Annotated in this window: 13 protein-coding genes, 2 tRNA genes and 1 pseudogene; 14 read left to right on the forward strand and 2 right to left on the reverse strand. The window is 37.1% G+C overall.

Annotated features, from left to right (window positions below; all coding sequences use genetic code 11):
* Positions 1 to 12: 12 nt before the first annotated feature.
* Positions 13 to 1,413: a replicative DNA helicase gene (gene dnaB / locus KFV11_RS00085; protein WP_254249981.1), complete on the forward strand. Its 1,401-nt coding sequence runs from the start codon at positions 13 to 15 to the stop codon at positions 1,411 to 1,413.
* Between the two features lie 301 nt (positions 1,414 to 1,714).
* On the forward strand, positions 1,715 to 3,004 hold the full coding sequence (locus KFV11_RS00090) for an adenylosuccinate synthase (RefSeq protein WP_149458927.1): 1,290 nt from the start codon (positions 1,715 to 1,717) through the stop codon (positions 3,002 to 3,004).
* Positions 3,005 to 3,065: 61 nt separating this feature from the next.
* Here the strand turns inward: KFV11_RS00090 and KFV11_RS00095 are convergent, their stop codons facing one another.
* On the reverse strand, positions 3,066 to 3,947 hold the full coding sequence (locus tag KFV11_RS00095; RefSeq protein WP_254249982.1) for a YitT family protein: 882 nt from the start codon (positions 3,945 to 3,947) through the stop codon (positions 3,066 to 3,068).
* Positions 3,948 to 4,072: 125 nt separating this feature from the next.
* On the opposite strand from KFV11_RS00095, the gene KFV11_RS00100 reads away from it, so the two are divergent.
* The 9 genes and pseudogenes from KFV11_RS00100 to KFV11_RS00140 all read left to right on the forward strand — a co-directional run.
* Positions 4,073 to 4,147: transfer RNA gene (locus tag KFV11_RS00100), tRNA-Glu, on the forward strand.
* A gap of 11 nt (positions 4,148 to 4,158) precedes the next feature.
* A tRNA-Asp gene (locus KFV11_RS00105) sits at positions 4,159 to 4,231 on the forward strand.
* Positions 4,232 to 4,362: 131 nt separating this feature from the next.
* Positions 4,363 to 5,064 carry a response regulator YycF gene (yycF, locus tag KFV11_RS00110; protein WP_254249983.1) on the forward strand — a complete coding sequence of 234 codons (702 nt, stop codon included), beginning with the start codon at positions 4,363 to 4,365 and terminating at the stop codon, positions 5,062 to 5,064.
* A gap of 3 nt (positions 5,065 to 5,067) precedes the next feature.
* Positions 5,068 to 6,924 (forward strand): cell wall metabolism sensor histidine kinase WalK, encoded by a 1,857-nt coding sequence (gene walK, locus KFV11_RS00115; protein ID WP_149458930.1) that lies wholly within the window; start codon positions 5,068 to 5,070, stop codon positions 6,922 to 6,924.
* A gap of 7 nt (positions 6,925 to 6,931) precedes the next feature.
* Positions 6,932 to 8,224, forward strand: coding sequence for a YycH family regulatory protein (locus KFV11_RS00120; protein ID WP_302054858.1), 1,293 nt, complete (start codon positions 6,932 to 6,934; stop codon positions 8,222 to 8,224).
* A complete protein-coding gene (locus tag KFV11_RS00125; RefSeq protein WP_254249985.1) occupies positions 8,224 to 9,003 on the forward strand; it encodes a two-component system regulatory protein YycI in 780 nt (259 codons plus the stop codon). Before KFV11_RS00120 ends, KFV11_RS00125 begins: the two co-directional genes overlap by 1 nt.
* A 26-nt stretch (positions 9,004 to 9,029) precedes the next feature.
* On the forward strand, positions 9,030 to 9,812 hold the full coding sequence (locus KFV11_RS00130; protein WP_436970228.1) for an MBL fold metallo-hydrolase: 783 nt from the start codon (positions 9,030 to 9,032) through the stop codon (positions 9,810 to 9,812).
* Between the two features lie 240 nt (positions 9,813 to 10,052).
* Positions 10,053 to 10,532: a 23S rRNA (pseudouridine(1915)-N(3))-methyltransferase RlmH gene (gene rlmH / locus KFV11_RS00135; protein ID WP_254249987.1), complete on the forward strand. Its 480-nt coding sequence runs from the start codon at positions 10,053 to 10,055 to the stop codon at positions 10,530 to 10,532.
* Between the two features lie 81 nt (positions 10,533 to 10,613).
* A pseudogene (locus KFV11_RS00140) lies at positions 10,614 to 11,715 on the forward strand (IS256 family transposase); the annotation flags it as partial.
* Between the two features lie 204 nt (positions 11,716 to 11,919).
* Here the strand turns inward: KFV11_RS00140 and KFV11_RS00145 are convergent.
* The gene (locus KFV11_RS00145; protein WP_188017746.1) at positions 11,920 to 13,038 is read right to left on the reverse strand and encodes a phospholipase D-like domain-containing protein; all 1,119 of its coding nucleotides are present in this window, start codon (positions 13,036 to 13,038) and stop codon (positions 11,920 to 11,922) included.
* A 465-nt stretch (positions 13,039 to 13,503) separates the two neighbouring features.
* Between KFV11_RS00145 and KFV11_RS00150 the strand changes: the two genes are divergently transcribed.
* From KFV11_RS00150 to KFV11_RS00160, 3 genes are read left to right on the forward strand one after another with little or no spacing between them, the layout of a single operon-like run.
* Complete coding sequence (locus KFV11_RS00150) at positions 13,504 to 15,018, forward strand: class I SAM-dependent DNA methyltransferase (RefSeq protein WP_254249988.1); 1,515 nt, start codon at positions 13,504 to 13,506, stop codon at positions 15,016 to 15,018.
* Positions 15,008 to 16,231, forward strand: coding sequence for a restriction endonuclease subunit S (locus KFV11_RS00155; protein WP_188017747.1), 1,224 nt, complete (start codon positions 15,008 to 15,010; stop codon positions 16,229 to 16,231). Before KFV11_RS00150 ends, KFV11_RS00155 begins: the two co-directional genes overlap by 11 nt.
* The gene (locus tag KFV11_RS00160; RefSeq protein WP_254249989.1) at positions 16,215 to 19,337 is read left to right on the forward strand and encodes a type I restriction endonuclease subunit R; all 3,123 of its coding nucleotides are present in this window, start codon (positions 16,215 to 16,217) and stop codon (positions 19,335 to 19,337) included. The genes KFV11_RS00155 and KFV11_RS00160 overlap by 17 nt, the downstream gene beginning before the upstream one ends.
* Positions 19,338 to 19,612 lie beyond the last annotated feature (275 nt).

Below are 19,612 nucleotides of genomic sequence, written 5' to 3' on the forward strand. Positions count from 1 at the left end.
GGAGGCGCACCGATGGAAGACTACAATCAATCATTGCAGATGCCCCATCATTTAGAAGCGGAGCAGTCTGTCCTTGGTGCGATTCTAATTGATCCGGAGCTGTTGATGCCGACGCTTGAGCGTTTAATGCCGCATCACTTCTACCGGAAGAACCATCAGCATATCTTCCAGGCAATGCTGTCGCTTGCAGAAAAAAACACAGAAGTAGATGTCGTGACTATTACGAATCAGATGACCGCAGAAGGGACGCTCGATGAAGCAGGCGGTCCCGGCTATCTGCTGGAACTGTCCAATATAGTGCCGACGACCCGGAATATCGATTTCTATACAGAGATTGTCTTCCGTGATGCCGTTAAACGACAGCTGATTACGGTTGCCGACTCTATTGCAAAAGACGGCTACAACAATGAACTTGAACTAGAGTCACTGCTCAGCGATGCTGAAAAACGCATTATGGAAATTTCAGCATCCCGCGGTACAGATGGCTTTAAATATATTAAAGAAATTCTTCAGACGGTATTCGAGAATGCTGAGGAGCTCGACCGCAATCAAGGTCAGACACCCGGCATACCGACTGGTTACCGCGATCTTGACAAGATGACTGCAGGATTTAACCGCAATGACTTAATTATTATCGCAGCGCGTCCATCTGTCGGTAAGACGGCGTTTGCGCTTAATATTGCCCAGCAGGTCGCAACACATGACAATGGCTATTCTGTCGCTATCTTTTCTCTTGAGATGGGCGCTGACCAGCTCGCGACCCGGATGATCTGCAGCACAGGTAATGTAGACTCTAACCGATTGCGGACAGGGACGATGGAAAACGAGGACTGGAACCGGTTCACGGTGGCAATCGGTAAACTTGCGAAAACAAATATTTATATCGATGATACGCCGGGCATCCGAATTACAGATATTCGTGCAAAATGCCGCCGGCTCAAGCAGGAACATGGTCTTGATATGATATTGATTGACTACTTACAGCTTATCCAAGGATCGGGCTCACGCAGTTCAGATAACCGTCAGCAGGAAGTTTCTGAAATTTCACGGATGCTGAAAGCCCTGGCACGGGAACTGGAATGCCCGGTCATCGCATTAAGCCAGCTGTCACGGGGCGTCGAGCAGCGTCAGGATAAACGGCCGATGATGAGTGATATTCGTGAATCGGGGTCGATTGAGCAGGATGCGGATATTGTCGCTTTTCTTTACCGGGATGATTATTACAATCGCGGGAACGGAGAAGACGGTGAAGAAGGAGAAATTGATGCGGGCGTACAGGATGAGAACGGTGAGATTGAAATCATCATCGCCAAGCAGCGTAACGGCCCGACAGGTACTGTAAAGCTTAATTTTATGAAGCAGTATAATAAGTTCACAGACATCAGCTATGAATATTCAGGATTAGAAGGCTGAGCAATCAATAATCGTCATAAAATAATCACAATTATAAAAAACGTACATTTTTTAGCATAAAATAAAAAACGTACGTTTTTTAATATAGAATACTTGTATTTAAACGGCGGATGTTTGTATAACTTGTTCGGTTAGAATAGCTTTAAATCATTGATATATCAATATTTATAGCATGTTTCCATAACACATGAATAAATCGGTCAGCGCTATAAATTTACATTTGAAACGTTCGGTTTTTGTTTGATTTTTATGTCATTCATTGATAGAATAACAAAGGTTGATTAAATTTGGAGGTGCAAGGATGTCATCTATCGTAGTAGTTGGAACACAATGGGGAGACGAAGGTAAAGGTAAGATTACAGACTTCTTGTCAGAACAGGCAAACGTCATCGCACGTTTTTCAGGCGGCAACAACGCGGGTCATACGATTAAATTCGGCGGCGAAACTTATAAATTACATTTAGTACCATCTGGTATTTTTTATTCAGATAAATTATCAGTGATCGGTAACGGGGTTGTTGTAGATCCTGTTGCCCTGCTGAAAGAATTAGATGCATTAAACGAGCGCGGTATCAACACGGATAATTTACGTATTTCAAACCGTGCGCAAGTGATTCTTCCTTACCATTTAAAGCAGGACGAACTGGAAGAAGAAAAACGCGGCGACAACAAGATTGGTACAACAAAAAAAGGTATCGGTCCGGCTTATGTTGATAAAGTACAGCGTATTGGTATCCGTATGGCGGATTTACTGGACGAAGAAACATTCCGTAAATTATTGACGCAGAACTTAGCAGCGAAAAATGAACTGTTCGAAAAAATGTTCAATGCTGAAGGCTTTACGTTCGAAGAAATTTTTGAGCCATACTTCGCAGCAGGACAACGTTTGAAATCATTTGTAACAGATACAGCTAAAGTGCTGGATGATGCTTTCCATGCAGATGAAAAAGTATTGTTTGAAGGCGCACAAGGGGTTATGCTTGATATCGACCACGGAACATATCCGTTCGTCACATCAAGCAATCCGATTGCTGGTAACGTAACAGTCGGTACAGGCGTCGGACCGACGTTCGTTGACCGCGTCATCGGTGTATGTAAAGCTTATACATCACGTGTCGGTGACGGTCCATTCCCGACAGAATTATTCGATGAAGATGGTCATCATATCCGTGAAGTCGGCCGTGAATATGGTACAACAACAGGACGCCCGCGCCGCGTCGGCTGGTTCGACTCAGTCGTGCTGCGTCACTCACGCCGCGTAAGTGGTATTACAGACTTATCTATCAACTCAATTGACGTACTGACAGGTCTTGATACTGTTAAAATCTGTACAGCATATGAGCTGGACGGCAAAGAAATTACAGAGTATCCAGCAAACTTAAATGAACTGAACCGCTGTCAGCCGATCTTCGAAGAGCTGCCAGGCTGGACAGAAGACGTGACAGCATGCAAGACTATGGCAGAACTGCCTGACAATGCCCGCCGTTACTTAGAGCGCATTTCTGAACTGTGTGACGTGAAAATCTCTATCTTCTCTGTAGGTCCTGACCGTACACAGACGAATCTGCTTGAAGATTTATGGCAGAATTAAAAAAATAAACTTCATAAACGAACCCCAAAAGTCAGACTTTTGGGGTTCGTTTCATGTATTTTTAGTGGATATCGCGCTTCTTGAAGCGGCCGCCTTTAACTTCAGAAACGTTACCGATAGCGACGAACGCTGAGTCATCAAAATGATTGATGATATCTTTGAGCTTATACTCTTCCAGCCGTGTAATAACGACAAAAATAATCTTCTTGTTTTCTCCTGTATATGCACCTTCACCTGATAAATAAGTGACACCACGACCTAGTCGATCAGTGATAGCGTCACCGATCTCTTCGTACTGGTCGCTGATGATCCAGGCCGACTTCGATTCATCGAGTCCGAGCTGCACGATATCAATCGCTTTAAAGGCGATGAAGTAAGCAATGACAGAATACATGGCAGATTCCCACGTGAACACAAACCCTGCAGCGATAAAGATGAAGAAGTTGACGACCATAACGATTTCACCGACAGAGAACGGTGATTTCGAGCTGATAAGTATGGCGAGTATTTCAGAGCCGTCAAGCGAACCGCCATAACGGATGACAAGGCCGACACCGATACCAAGGATGGCACCACCAAAAATAGTGACGAGAAACTTCTCATCGATGAACGCAGGCACTGGATGCAGAATGGCTGTCGCAATAGACAGCACCATAATTCCATAAACAGTAGACATGGCGAATGATTTACCAATTTGCTTATAGCCTAGAAAGAAAAAAGGCAGGTTGAGGACGAAGATAAAGAGGCCGAGCGGCAGATGAAGCAGGTGACTGAACATAATGGATATACCGACGATACCGCCGTCTAGTATTTGATTCGGCACTAAAAATAATTCAAGCGCAACCGCCATGAGAATAGCACCGATCGTAATCATGATAAGCCGCTTGATTTTTTCTGTCAGCGGCAATTTTTTATGTGATTTCTCGGATGAAATATCGATCATAAATCTACCTCGCTCTCATTAATAATATTTTGATAGTATACATTTATTATACTAAAAATTTTTAAAATATGCTTGCCAGCTGAATTATACTCATGCTATAATCAATCTTGTGCTGAAAAAACCAAGGCCCCTTGGTCAAGCGGTTAAGACACCGCCCTTTCACGGCGGTAACACGGGTTCGAATCCCGTAGGGGTCACCATTTAAATATAAGGTCCCGTGGTGTAGCGGTTAACATGCCTGCCTGTCACGCAGGAGATCGCCGGTTCGATCCCGGTCGGGACCGCTTGTAAAAGATATGCATTTAATGCATATCTTTTTTTGTGTTAAGAACGGGAGATAGAAAAATTCCCGAAATAATGTTAAATTAAAAGATAGCATATAATGATAGACTCTACTATGAAAAGAGGTTACGCCATGTCTAGGAAAATCGTTGTTGTAGATGATGAAAAACCTATTGCCGATATATTAGAATTCAACTTGAAAAAAGAAGGTTATGAAGTGTCTGTAGCCTACGATGGCGATGACGCCGTCGAACTGATTTATGAAGTGCAGCCGGACATCGTGCTGCTTGATATTATGCTGCCGGGCCGTGACGGTATGGAAGTGTGCCGTGAAGTGAGAAAGAAATATGATATGCCGATCATCATGCTGACTGCAAAAGATTCAGAAATTGATAAAGTGCTTGGTCTGGAACTCGGAGCAGATGACTATGTTACAAAGCCGTTCAGCACGAGAGAACTGATTGCCCGTGTCAAAGCCAATCTTCGTCGCCATTATACACAGGCACAGTCTGAAGAAAAAGAAGAGACGAATGATATTGTCATTAAAGATATCACGGTTTATCCGGATGCTTATTCTATTAAAAAACGGGGCAAGGACATTGAACTGACACATCGTGAATTCGAACTGTTCCATTATCTGGCGAAACATATCGGTCAGGTGATGACGCGTGAACATTTACTGCAGACGGTATGGGGTTATGATTACTTCGGCGATGTCCGCACAGTGGACGTCACAATCCGCAGATTACGGGAAAAGATTGAGGATGATGCTTCTCACCCGGAATATATCGTCACACGGCGCGGTGTCGGTTACTTCTTGCAGTCACAGGAATAATCAATGAAGAAGTTTTTGAAGAATTTACAATCCCTCCATATTAAATTAGTGTTAATTTATGTGCTGCTTATTATCATCGGTATGCAGATCATCGGTCTTTATTTCACGAATAACCTCGAAAAAGAGCTGACAGAGAACTTCAAAGGTAATGTTACACGTCAAGTGAAGCAGATTGACTATGACATACAGAAGGCATATCAGGACAGCGGCAGCGCTGAAAATACTCAAAGTGAGATACAAAACATCGTCGATGAATATTCCTCGCGCTCCGGTATCGGTGAATCACGGTCAGATATCGACGACATAAGAGTAGTCAACAGCGATGAACTGGTCATAGTGTCCAGTAAGAATAATGGCAATTCTCCTTCCATCCAGAAAAATAAAGATACACAAATACAAAAAGCACTGTCATTAGGTACAGGTAATGACCGTATTCAGCTGAGAAATATCGGCAGCTCGAAAGAACGAGTCTGGGTGTTGAACGAACCGATTACGGTCAATGACAGACTTGTCGGCGTTATCCATGTCGAATCAACAATAGAAACGATTTATCAGCAGCTGGATAAGATCAACCAGATTTTCATTATCGGGACAGGATTATCACTCCTCATCACTGGTATCCTCGGATTCTTTATTGCGAGAACCATTACAAAACCGATTGCTGATATGCGTAATCAGGCGTTAGAGATGTCAAAAGGGAACTATACGAACCGCGTTAAAGTATATGGCGGTGACGAAATCGGAGAGCTCGCGCTGACGTTCAACAATCTCGCGAAACGGGTGCAGGAAGCCCAGGCTAACACTGAAAGTGAGAAGCGGCGGCTTGATTCTGTCATCACGCATATGAGTGATGGCGTTATTGCGACAGACAGACGAGGACGGGTGCGTATCGTCAACGATATGGCACTTAAAATGCTCGATATGAACCGCGATGAAATAGAAGGACGTCATGTACTAGATGTCCTTAAAATTGAAGAGCACTATTCCATGGAAGAACTGCAGGATAACTCCGGCGGCATCATTATGGATATCAATGAAAAAGAACAGTTGATTGTGCGGGCGAGCTTTTCTACTATTATTCAGGACACCGGATTTATCAATGGCTATATCGCTGTTCTGCATGACGTCACAGAGCAGCACCACGTTGAAAATGAACGTCGCGAATTCGTCGCGAACGTTTCTCATGAGCTCCGGACACCGCTCACATCGATGCGCAGTTATATTGAGGCGCTGGAAGAAGGGGCATGGCAGAATCCTGAACTTGCACCGCAATTTCTTACAGTCACACGTGAAGAGACAGACCGGATGATTCGTCTCGTCAATGACCTGCTGCAGTTATCTAAAATGGACAACTCCGGCGAAGTATTAAGCAAAGAACTGATTGATTTCAATATGTTCATCCATAAAATCATCAACCGCTTTGAAATGACAGAAGGAAAGAACGCTACATTCGTCAGAGATATTCCGAAGGCGGGTATATTTGTTGAGATTGATCCCGATAAAATGACCCAAGTATTTGACAATGTCATTTCCAATGCATTGAAATACTCAAAAGGTAAGAAAAAAGTAGAATTCCACGTGAAACAGAATATGCTATTCAACCGGATGACGATTCAGATTAAAGATAACGGTATCGGTATTCCACTTAATAAGGTGGATAAAATCTTTGACCGCTTCTTCCGTGTAGATAAAGCAAGAACCCGCAATATGGGTGGTACAGGACTTGGACTTGCGATTAGTAAAGAGATTGTAGAAGCGCATGACGGCCGTATATGGGCTAACAGTAAAGAAGGTCAGGGCACTTCAGTTTACATTACACTTCCTTGTGAAGTGCTGGATGATGGTGATTGGGATGTTTAAAGATGTGATGAAAAGCCTCCTGCTTTTCAGTTTGATTATTTCAAGTGTGATTCTGACTTATAAAATCTGGAATTATACACCTGAACTGACCAATGTAGAAACATCACCAGACGAAAAAACACCGACGATTGGTCCACGAAATAACGATAATATTAGAAGTATATTTATGCCTTTTCAAATGATTTCCTACGAGGAGCAGAATGTGAAAGGGACTTCTGATGTCGATGCCATCATGGATTTCACGGACAAGATTGCCGGCAGTAAAGTGAAGAAGACAACACTGCTCGCTAACAATCTGACATCAGAAATCGGGAAGAAATACATTATTTTTGATTTTACTGTCAATATGCCGAACGATATGTATTTAACAAGTGTGCTGAATTTAAACAATAAGTTTGTCGATAAACATCAGTTCAACCGGCTGATTATCGATAGTGACAGCGGACCGGAACTGACGCTTTACTTATTATCAGCTGATAAAATGCTGAGAGTGGAAACGACCGCTAAAAGTGCGTCGTTCAACAAACTGCTTAAAACATATGACGGCCGTATGATTAAATACAGCGGCATTATTACTAATGAAAAGACAACGGATGAGAAAACAAATGTGTATGCACCGTTCAGTTCGGACCATGCCAAGACTTACCGCTATATGGCTGATAGAATTAATGTTGAGGATATCAATAATGCCGTGCTTGACGAAAAGGAGCACGTGATTGAACGGACGCGTAAAAATGGACCGACGACATATTTCGGCAATACTGGAGTCGTCTCCATTACACAGAATTCGATTTACAAGTACAATAACTTATCAGAAACAGACAGCGTTAAACCGGATCCAGAGGAGAACTTAGTAAATTCGTTCAGCTTTATTAGTAAGCACGGCGGATTCACTGATGATTATCGTCTATTCTCTATACGGCAGGATAATCATGCCATCAACTACCAGATGTTTTTAAGCGGACTTCCAGTCTTCAATCAAAGCGGGTTATCTGAGATCAACGTCACCTGGGGAGAGAATGAAGTCTATGAATATCGACGAGGCCTCTTCTCTACAAGTGTCGCAGTACCTTCGACAAGCACTACTAAAAACTTGCCGACTGCAGAACAGGTGCGCTTTGCGTTAGCTTCTAATAGACGCTATAACTATGAGGACATTACGCATATGATCATCGGCTATGAAATGAAGACATCAGCACCGAATGACCTGCAGCTGCAGACGACACTGCTCTTTGAACCGAGCTGGTATATTGAATATCAAGGTGAATGGAAGAAATACGAAGACGGGAGGCTGAAATAGTGGATTGGAAACATGCAAGTTCACTCTTCATCTTTGTCTTTCTTGTGATGAATATTTGTCTCGGCTACATTTACTATAATAAAGTGCAGCAGTCTCATAAAATTGATACACAAGACGAAAAAACATTGTCATTCACAAAAGAAAACATTAAACTGCCGAAAATGCTGCCGACTAAAGATGTGGAATTAAATTATGTCTCTGGAACAAGCAAAGTATTTTATACGGGCGACAAAGATAAGAAGAAAGCGACTGTTGTCTCTACAGCCGTCAACAAAACCATCTATCTTCCTAAAATAGAGGCACCCGTTATAGCTAAAGCACTGGACAGCTATATCGACGACGAAATCTATGAAGGGTCCGAGTATATACTCAGCGGTATTGACCGTAAAAACAAACGCATCTATTATGAGCAGATGTTTGAGAACTATCCGATTTTAAGCAATGAAACGGCACAAATCATGTTTGAATATGACAGCAATAATATGATTAAAAGCTATAAACAGACATATTTAGATGACTTGCAGATTGGACTTGGGAAAAACAATGAGAAGAAGCAGGTCATTGAACCGAGACAAGCACTGGAAACATTGTACTATCAGAATGTCCTTCATTCAGGAGATGAAGTAGAAGCTGTCAGACTAGGCTATTATTCCGTAAGCCCGAATATCGAAGGGCAAGTGCTGAAACCTACATGGCAAGTAGCCATTATTCATAACAGCGGCAAACATGAAACAGTGTATGTCGATGCGCTGCAGCCTGAAGAAACTATATTGAAGTAACGAAGTGAGTGATAATCTTGATAAAAATGTCCGTACTGGCAAGCGGCTCGACCGGTAATGCAACATATGTCGAAAGTGATAAAGGCGCACTGCTGGTAGACGTCGGCCTGACCGGTAAAAAAATGGAAGCACTGTTCAATCAGATTGACCGCGATATTAAAGACTTGAACGGGATACTTGTGACGCATGAACATGTGGATCACATTAAAGGACTAGGTGTTCTAGCGAGAAAGTATAAACTACCGGTGTATGCCAATGAGAACACGTGGAAGGCAATTGAGCGGAAAGACGGGAATATACCGTCCGATCAGAAGTTTATCTTCAACCCTTATGAGACAAAGTCTATCGCGGGATTTGACATTGAATCGTTCAACGTCTCGCATGACGCCATCGATCCGCAGTTCTACATCTTCCACAACGACTATAAGAAATTGTCTCTTATTACTGATACAGGCTACGTCTCAGACCGCATGAAAGGGATGATTCACGGCAGTGACTGCTTCGTCTTTGAGAGCAATCATGATGTCGACATGCTGCGCATGGGCAGATATCCGTGGAAGACAAAGCAGCGGATATTGAGCGATGAAGGCCACGTGTCCAATGAAGATGCGGCGTATGCGATGCGTGAAGTGATCACCGGGTCGACGAAGCGGATCTACTTATCGCATTTATCGCGGGATAACAATATGAAAGATTTAGCGCGGATGAGTGTGGAGCAGGTGCTGAATGAGCATGATATCGATACGCAAAACGATGTCGTGCTGTATGATACGGATAAAGACTTTGCAACGATGATTTATGAACTGTAGTTAAATATATTTACAATACTTCACATAAGATAGTGGATAACTCTGTGGGTAAGTATCGAGTTATCCACAATGTATAAAGATGTCCGGTAAAATGGGCATCTTTTTTATGTTTATGCAAAGATAACGTTAATAAAAATGACATTAAAGTGATTAAACAGTGTAAAATAAGGGTTGTGAAATGTGAATAACTGAATAACTTGTGGATAACTAGGATAAGTTATGTAAAAAGGATGAATATATATGAAAATAACAATCATTACTGTGGGTAAGTTAAAAGAGAAGTATTGGAAACAGGCTGTGGATGAGTACGTGAAGCGGTTAGGTGCGTATACGAAAATAGAACTGATAGAAGTACAGGATGAGAAAGACACGGATCATATGAGTGACAAAGATATTGAAATCGCGAAGAAGAAAGAAGCGGAGCGTATATTGAGTAAAGTGAAAGACGACAGCTATGTCTATACACTTGAAATACAAGGGAAGCAGCTGGATTCAGTTGAACTCTCGAATCATATCGAAAACAATATGAATATGGGCAAAAGCCATCTCACCTTCATCATCGGTGGCTCGAACGGCCTGCATAGTAGTGTCAGCGCCAGATCCAATTATAAACTCTCCTTCAGCAAAATGACCTTCCCTCATCAGATGATGAAAGTAATACTGCTGGAACAGGTGTATAGAGCATATAGAATTATGAAGGGGCAATCGTATCACAAGTAATGAGGTTCTCAACCCAATAAACAAGCGAAAATACTTTGCTTAGAATAGCATAATGATTTGATAAATATGTTATATTTATAAGGAGAAATGAACAATCATCTTGGTTATTCTTCGAATGATAAATCTGACAAATCTACCCAAAATGTACGTAATGGCTATGGAAATAAGACATTAAAAACTTCTAAAGGTGAACTTGAAATTAATGTACCTAGAGATAGAGATGCTTCATTTGATCCAAAATTAATCAAGAAGCGTCAGCGTGATGTTTCAGAGATTGAAGATAAAGTGATTTCAATGTATGCCAAAGGCATGTCTCAACGTGATATTTCATCAACTATAGAAGATATTTATGGATTTTCCGTATCACATGAAATGATTTCTGATATTACAGATGCCGTTATACCTGAGATGGAGGAATGGCAAAGTAGACCTTTAGAAAAGTGTTATACTTTCGTTTTTGTAGACTGTCTGTACACAAAGATTAGAAATGATTATGAAATAAAGGAATACGCAGTTTACACAATACTAGGTTATACAATTGATGGCCGAAAACAAATTCTAGGTTTATGGTTAAATGAAAATGAAAGTAAGCTTAAATGGATGCAAATCTTTGATGAAATCAAAGCTAGAGGTGTAGAAGATATTTTCTTTTTATCAATGGATGGTGTATCAGGTTTAGAAGCTGGTGTTAAAGCTATCTTCCCACAAACTATCGTTCAAAGATGTATCGTACACCTAGTCAGAAATTCAGTTAAATATGTACCTAGTAAAGATTATATAGCTTTTACTGCTTCCCTTAAAAAAGTTTATGGAGCAACTTCCTTAAAAGACTGTCATACCGCCTTTGAAGCTTTTAAACGACAATGGTCTCAATACCCTGGAGCCGTTGATGTGTGGATCCGAAATTTCGCACATGTAGAACAATTATTTGATTACGGAAGTAATATTAGAAAAATTATGTACACTACAAACGCTGTAGAAAGTATTCATTCTAGTTACCGTAAGGTAACAAAAAAAGGCGCATTTCCTAATGAGAATGCACTCCTAAAACTTCTGTTTATTCGAACTAAAGAACTTGAAAAGAAATGGTCAACTGGCTTCATTCCAAACTGGTCTATGGTTATGAATCAGCTTTTTTTTACATAATCAAATTAAGGATAGAGTTATAAAGTATCTTGAATAACTTACACACTTAATTTGACAAACCCCATTAAGTAAATGAATTCATATTATTAAAATTGTATAAACGATAAAATTACTATATTTCTAATTAAATGTAGCTATTTCATTTTGTTATCACCATAGTTTTTTTATTTATCATTACTTATATTAGTAAAAAATCATCTCTTTTTTGTCAACGAATTTTTATAATTTTTTTATATCATTTTTAAGTATTGTCTATATGTGGATTCAATGTTCTTTTTGTTTTCATATTAATTGGTAACAAATCTAAAAATTTATTAATATCTTGATAAAGCTTACTAATTTGATATTCAAACATCAACATTACTTTTTCTATCTCTTCTTCTTTATCTTTAAGAAATCCACTCAACATTTCGTGCGCATGGTCATTTAAACTATCTGGGTCAATTTCTCCATAATTTTCCATTTCACTTTGTATTGCATCTTCTATAAATTTTTCTTCACTATTATTTATGAATTTATATAAATCAGAATTTTCATCAATTAGTTGTAAGATATCAATTATATTAAGTGAACTCAATATTGATTCTGCTTCTATATATGAATCTTCATAGTCTTCACATATTACCATATCTTCCAAAAAACAATTCAAAAGATTTTCTATTTCACTTAAACAATATTCGAAATTGTTCATATTAACCAATGAACCATCCAAAAATTTTAATCTAAACGATTTACCTATAGTTCTCCCAGCTACTTCGATTGGCATGTAAAAAGACTCAGATAACTCCTCTGATGCCTTCTTAATAGTTTCTAAATAGTGATAGACTAAGCTTACATTCTCTACTTCCTCTTTCAAATAATATTCGAAAGACTTTTCAGTTAGTCCAGGTAGTACTTCTTTATTTAAATAGTTCATAAAATGCTCATCCTTAAAAAGAACTCCTGCTTCAAAATTATTCTTTGATTCACTAGAAAAATTTGCTGAACCAATATATGCTACAGAATCGGTAGCAATAATTTTCGAATGATTAGAGAAAGAGAAATACACCTCAAGGTTACAGTTAAAAGATTTTGGATCTAATTTTTCGATATAATTATTAATTATCTTTTTTGCTTGACTTTTATAATTACTTTTAAAATAAGAGTCGAACCTTCCAGGAATATTTGTAAATAACTTAACATGTTGATTTTGATTCAAATTCTTCAGAGATTGTATTAAAGAGTCATCACTTTTTGATACGTTGTATGTAGTAATTATAATTTCATTAGCAATTTTAAAACTGTCCAATACTTCTTTGAAACTATTTTCATTTTCACTAAATATAAATTTTCCGTTCTCAATAACATGTTCTTTTCGCAAAATATTATACCTCCATTAAGTTAAATATTTAATATTTCTCTCTAATTATATAAAACCTCAGTTTAGGTAGTTATCTCTACAAATTGCAAATTGCGAGCCTCTAGATTTGTTTCTGATTTACTTGATTAATCACATATTTTTATTTAATTGCTTTTATTGACTTGAATTTTGTAAATGAATAGATCTTTTTTACACAATATTTAAATTATTATCTTACACACAATCAACACCTTTTAACTTAATTAAATGCTCCTATAAAATTATATCGCAAGGAATACCTCCCATATACATTAGCCATTTACCTCCTCCTTTGCTTTATCTATCAATGTATTGTGCTTAATTCCATCAAAGCACAATAACATTTTACACTTAATCGTTGATTTAGTCTTTTTTCATTTTAAACAAAAACTCTATGAAAATGGTAAAATATAAATAATATGTGAAGTTATTTAGGAGGTTTTGTAGATGGCGACAATTGGATTTGAAGAAAAATTATGGCAAGCTGCAGATAAATTACGTGGAAGTATGGATGCGGCAGAATACAAGAATGTAGCGTTAGGTATTATATTTTTGAAATATGTTTCTGATTCTTTTGAGGAAAAGTATGAAGAATTATTGAATGATGAATACGCTGATGAAGAAGATAAGGACGAATACTTAGCAGAGAATATTTTCTGGGTTCCTAAAGAAGCACGTTGGCAATATATTAACGATAATTCAAAGAAACCAGAAATCGGTCAAATTATTGATAAAGCTATGATAGCAATTGAAAGAGAAAATGAGTCTTTAAAAGGTGTATTACCTAAAGATTATGCAAGACCAGCTTTAGATAAAGAAAAATTAGGCGATATTATTGACCTATTTACATTCAAAGTTGGAGATTCTGAAAGTAAGAAGCAAGATATTTTAGGCCGTGTTTATGAATATTTTATCGCAAAATTTGCGAGCGCTGAAGGTAAAAATGCTGGGGAATTCTACACACCTGCTTCAATAGTTAAATTACTTGTTGAAATGATTGAACCTTATCAAGGTAGAATTTATGACCCTTGTTGTGGGTCCGGCGGAATGTTTGTACAAAGTGAACATTTTATCGAACGACATCAAGGCCGCATAGATGATATTGCTGTTTATGGTCAAGAATCTAATCCAACTACTTGGAAATTAGCAAAAATGAATTTGGCTATTCGAGGTATAGATAATGATTTAGGTGATCATCATGCAGACACATTTCATAATGATTTACATAAAGATTTGAAAGCTGATTTTATATTGGCTAATCCACCATTCAATGCAAGTGATTGGGGACAAGAAAAATTATTAGATGACTATCGCTGGAAATTTGGTATTCCACCTAAAGGTAATGCCAACTATGCATGGATTGAACATATGATTTCTAAGCTTGCACCAAGTGGTACTGCAGGATTTGTATTAGCGAATGGTTCAATGTCTACAAGTAATAAAGATGAATTAGAAATACGTAAAAACTTAATTGAACAAGACTTGGTTGAATGTATAGTCACATTACCAGGGCAACTATTTTATTCAACTCAAATTCCAGTATGTTTGTGGTTCGTGACAAAAAATAAAGCTAAAAATGGTAAGAATGAACGACGTGGAGAAGTACTATTTATAGATGCTAGAAATATAGGAAGTATGGTAACAAGAACGTTAAAAGAATTTTCAGATGATGAAATAAAAGATATAGCAAATGTCTATCATTCATGGCGTGGAACAAGCGATAACCAATATGAAGATAAAGCAGGCTTCTGTAAAGTAGCAAAGACAGAAGAAATAAAAAACAATGAATATATCTTAACACCAGGACGTTATGTAGGCTTAGCAGAAGTAGAAGAAGATTCAGAACCATTTGAACAGAAAATGGAAAGAATCACAGCAGATTTAAGTGAACAATTTGCGAAATCAAAAGAACTCGAAGACCAAATCCGAAAATCATTGGAGGGATTAGGTTATGGAGTTTAAAGAGTATTTTTTAGGAGAGTTATGTGAAATTAAATCTAGCAAAAGGATTTATGCAAAAGATTATGTTAATAAAGGAGTTCCATTTTATAGATCAAAAGAAATAATCGAAAAAAGTAACGGTTTAGATATTTCACAAAAATTATATATAGATAATAAGAAATTTGAAGAAATTGAAGAAAAACATGGTGTGCCAGAAACTGGAGATTTATTACTTACTTCTGTTGGTACATTAGGGGTTCCTTATATAGTTAAAAACGAAAAATTTTATTTTAAAGATGGAAATTTAACCTGGTTTACAAATTTTAAACCATTATTAAATCAATACTATTTATTTTATTGGTTTAAATCTAAAGAAGGTATAGGTGAGATTAACCGTGTTACAATAGGTTCTACTCAAAAAGCACTTACAATTAAAAATTTAAGATATTTAAAAATTACTCTCCCTGATAAAAAAAACCAATTTAAAATAACAAATTTAATTCAAAAAATTGAAAGTAAGCTTGAAAATAACAAACAAATCATAGCAAACCTTGAAGAACTTTCACAAACATTATTCAAACGTTGGTTTGTTGATTTTGAATTTCCTGATGAAAATGGAAATCCGTACAAATCAAGCGGCGGAGAGATGGTTGATAGTGAATTGGGTGAAATACCTAAGAGTTGGAAAGTTGATGAATTAGGAAATTATATAAAAATAAAAAGTGGTAAAAGACCTAAAAATAAAGTTGATAAAAAAGATATAGAAAATGTGGTGCCAATAATTGGTGCTAGTAAAATAATGGGTTATACCAATGATTATTTATATAATGAAAAAATTATTATAATTGGAAGAGTAGGAACTCATGGTGTAATCCAAAGATTTTCTACAAGAACATGGCCGTCAGATAATACTTTTGTAATAATAAGTGATTTTGAAAGCATTATATATCAAGTACTTAAAAGTATAGACTATATATCATTGAATAGAGGCTCTACACAACCTCTATTATCCCAAAAAGATATTAAGAATACTAAAGTAGTAATGCCAACCAATGCAACTTTGCTTTCAAAATATCAAAAGGAAAACAATCATATTTTAAAAATGATGGATCAAAAAAATAAAGAAAATGAAAATTTAATCCAACTCCGTGACACATTACTACCTAAATTAATGTCAGGTGAAATTGAGATACCTGATGACATCGAGGTGAATGAAGATGAGCTTTCAATTTAGTGAAGATGATTTAGAACAAGTTGCATTGAAATGGTTTGAGGGTCTTGGTTATTCTGTTAAGAATGGTCGAGATATTAGTGAAAATGGGATTATGAATGAACGGGAGAGCGACAAAGATGTTGTGCTTGATGATCGTTTGGAAGCGGCTTTGAGACGTATTAATCCTGAACTAAATAATAGTGCAATTGAACAGGCTATGCGTGAAATTTCTATTGAGAAGTCTCCTAGTTTATTAGAGAATAACCGTTCTTTCCATGAAATGATTACTAATGGTATTGAGGTTGAACACTATAATGATGATGGTGAAACGATTAATGATTTGGTGTATGTATTCGACTTTGATAACCCAGGAAATAATGATTTCTTAGCGGTTAATCAATTAACTGTTGTGAATGGAGATTATAAAAAGCGACCTGATATTGTGTTATTCATAAATGGATTACCAGTAGTGGTAATTGAACTGAAAAATTCTACAAATGAATCTGTTGGTATTGAAGACGGGTATCATCAGTTAGAAACTTATAAAATGAGAATTCCACAATTATTTAATCATAATGCAGTATTAGTAACGAGTGATGGTATAAATACAAAAGCTGGTTCTTTAACAGCTGATTATGATCGTTTTATGACTTGGCGTACTAAAGATGGAAAAACTGAAGATTCATCAACGTTTCGTAGTTTAGATATATTGATTCACGGTATGTTAAATAAAGAAGTACTATTAGATTTAATACGTCATTTTGTTTTGTTTCAAGATGATGGTAAAGGAAATATAGTTAAAATATTAGCTGCATATCATCAATATTATGCAGTTAATAAAGCTGTTGATCGTGCTATGGAAGCAACGTCTGAACATGGTGATGGTAAAGGTGGTGTTATTTGGCATACACAGGGGTCTGGTAAGAGTTTGACAATGGTTTTCTTCTCAGGAAAGTTAATTCAAAAATTAAATAATCCAACATTAGTGGTCGTAACAGACCGTAATGACTTAGACAATCAATTGTATGGTACTTTTGTTAAGTCCAAAGGACGTTCAGGTAAAGGATTACTAAGACAAACACCTAAACAAGCCGAATCACGAAAAGAATTGAAAGAACTATTATCTGTAGAATCAGGTGGTATCGTATTTACAACTATGCAGAAATTCGAACCTGAAGAAGGTCAAGTGACAATGGATGCATTAACAGACCGTAAAAATGTAGTAGTAATGGCAGACGAAGCACACCGTACACAATATGGTTTCAAAGCAACTTACGATGAAAAAGGTGAAGGTATCAAATATGGGTATGCAAAATATTTAAGAGATGCTTTACCTAACGCTTCGTTCGTTGGTTTTACTGGAACACCTGTATCTTCTACAGATAAGAATACGCAAATGGTATTTGGTAATTATATTGATGTATATGATATGACACAATCTGTAGAAGACGGTAGTACAGTTAAAATATACTATGAAAGTCGTATTATTCCATTAAATTTACCAACCGATTTAGACATTGATGAAGCATATGATGTCATTACTTCTGGCCAAGAAGAAGATACTAAATCTCGATTGAAATCTAAATGGTCACGTATAGAAGCTCTATCTGGTGCAGAACAACGTGTACATGCTTTAGCGACTGATATTATTAATCACTTTGAAATAAGACAGAAAGCAATGAAGGGGAAAGGCATGATTGTCACAATGAGTCGTCGTATTGCAGTCGATTTATATGATGAAATTGTAAAGCTTAAACCCGAATGGCATTCAGATGATGATGACAAAGGTGTTATCAAAGTCGTTATGACAGGTTCATCAAGTGATCCGCAAAACTTCCAAAAACATATAGGTCCGAAAAAGCGAAGAAACCTTTTAGAGAATCGTATGAAAGATGTTAATGATGAATTGCAACTCGTAATTGTGCGAGACATGTGGTTAACAGGATTTGATGTACCTTCAATGCATACAATGTACATAGATAAACCGATGAAAGGTCACAACTTAATGCAAGCTATTGCACGTGTTAATAGAGTATTTAAAGATAAACCGGGCGGCTTAATTGTTGACTATGTAGGTATTGCTGAAAGTCTGAAGGAAGCACTAAAAGAGTATACGGACTCTGATAGAGAACAAACAGGTATAGATACAGATAAAGCGCTAGAACTAATGTTAATGAAATACGATATCATTCAAGATATGCTATATAACCATGACTATTCTGATTTTGAGTCAGAAGATCAATTAAATCGCTATAATGCTATCTCAAATACGATGGATTATATTATTGGATTAGGTGAGAAAGAAAGAGAGCGATTTGTTACAACAGTCACAGAACTTTCTAAGGCATTTGCATTATGTGCAACAGAGGAAGCTGCTCAAGAACTGAATAGTGAAATTGCGTTTTTAAAAGCAGTAAAATCAGGGCTTGTTAAATTATTAGCTCCACCTAGTGAAGGAAGCAAGCGTAAAAAGACACCTGCTGAAATAGAAGCAGAAATCAATCAATTGATTTCAAAGTCAGTTGTAACTGAAGAAGTTGTAGATATTTATCAAACACTCGGAATTGAAAATCCAGATATCTCAATCTTGTCAGATGATTTCTTAAAAGATGTAGAAGGACTACAGCAAAAAAATGTTGCAGTTGAGTTGTTGAACAAATTACTTAAAGGACAAGTTAAGTCATTAATGAAAACAAACGCTACAGTGTCTAAGAGGTTTTCTGAGATGCTAAGTAAATCAATACAAAAATACAATAATCGTTCTATAGAAGCATCAAAAGTAATTGAAGAATTGATTCAAATGGCTAAAGAAATTAAGCAAGAGCAGCAACGAGGTAATGACTTAGGTTTAAGTACTGAAGAAATTGCATTTTATGACGCATTAGCTTCACATGAAACAGCAAAAGAGGCAATGGGCGATAAAGAATTAAGAGCCATTGCACATGAATTAACTAAAACCGTTAAGGATAACATGAGTGTGGATTGGTCTAAACGTGATAGTGCCAAAGCTAAAATGAGAGTACAAGTTCGTAGATTATTAAAGAAATATGGCTATCCACCAGATCTTCAGAAAATAGCAGTAGAACAAGTAGTAGAACAAGCAGAATTAATGGCAAGTCAACAATAAAAAAATAATTGAACATCTTTCAAGTAAAGCGGAAGATGCTCGTATTTTTAACAATCATTTCCGATACTATTTAATCCTAAAATAACCACTACTTATTTTTTAAGAAATAGTGGTTATTTTTTATCAAAAAATTAAATTTTTCTTTTCCATCGAGGTGCAAGAAATCCTACATAGACAATAGTAAACAACAAGAACCACCAGAATAGGATGGATAGGTATGAGATAATATTCAAAGCTAATCCGACTTGTATTCTAGATAATATATAATAAAACAA

The sequence above is a fragment of the Macrococcus equipercicus genome, from assembly GCF_024205945.1.
GTDB lineage: Bacteria > Bacillota > Bacilli > Staphylococcales > Staphylococcaceae > Macrococcus > Macrococcus equipercicus.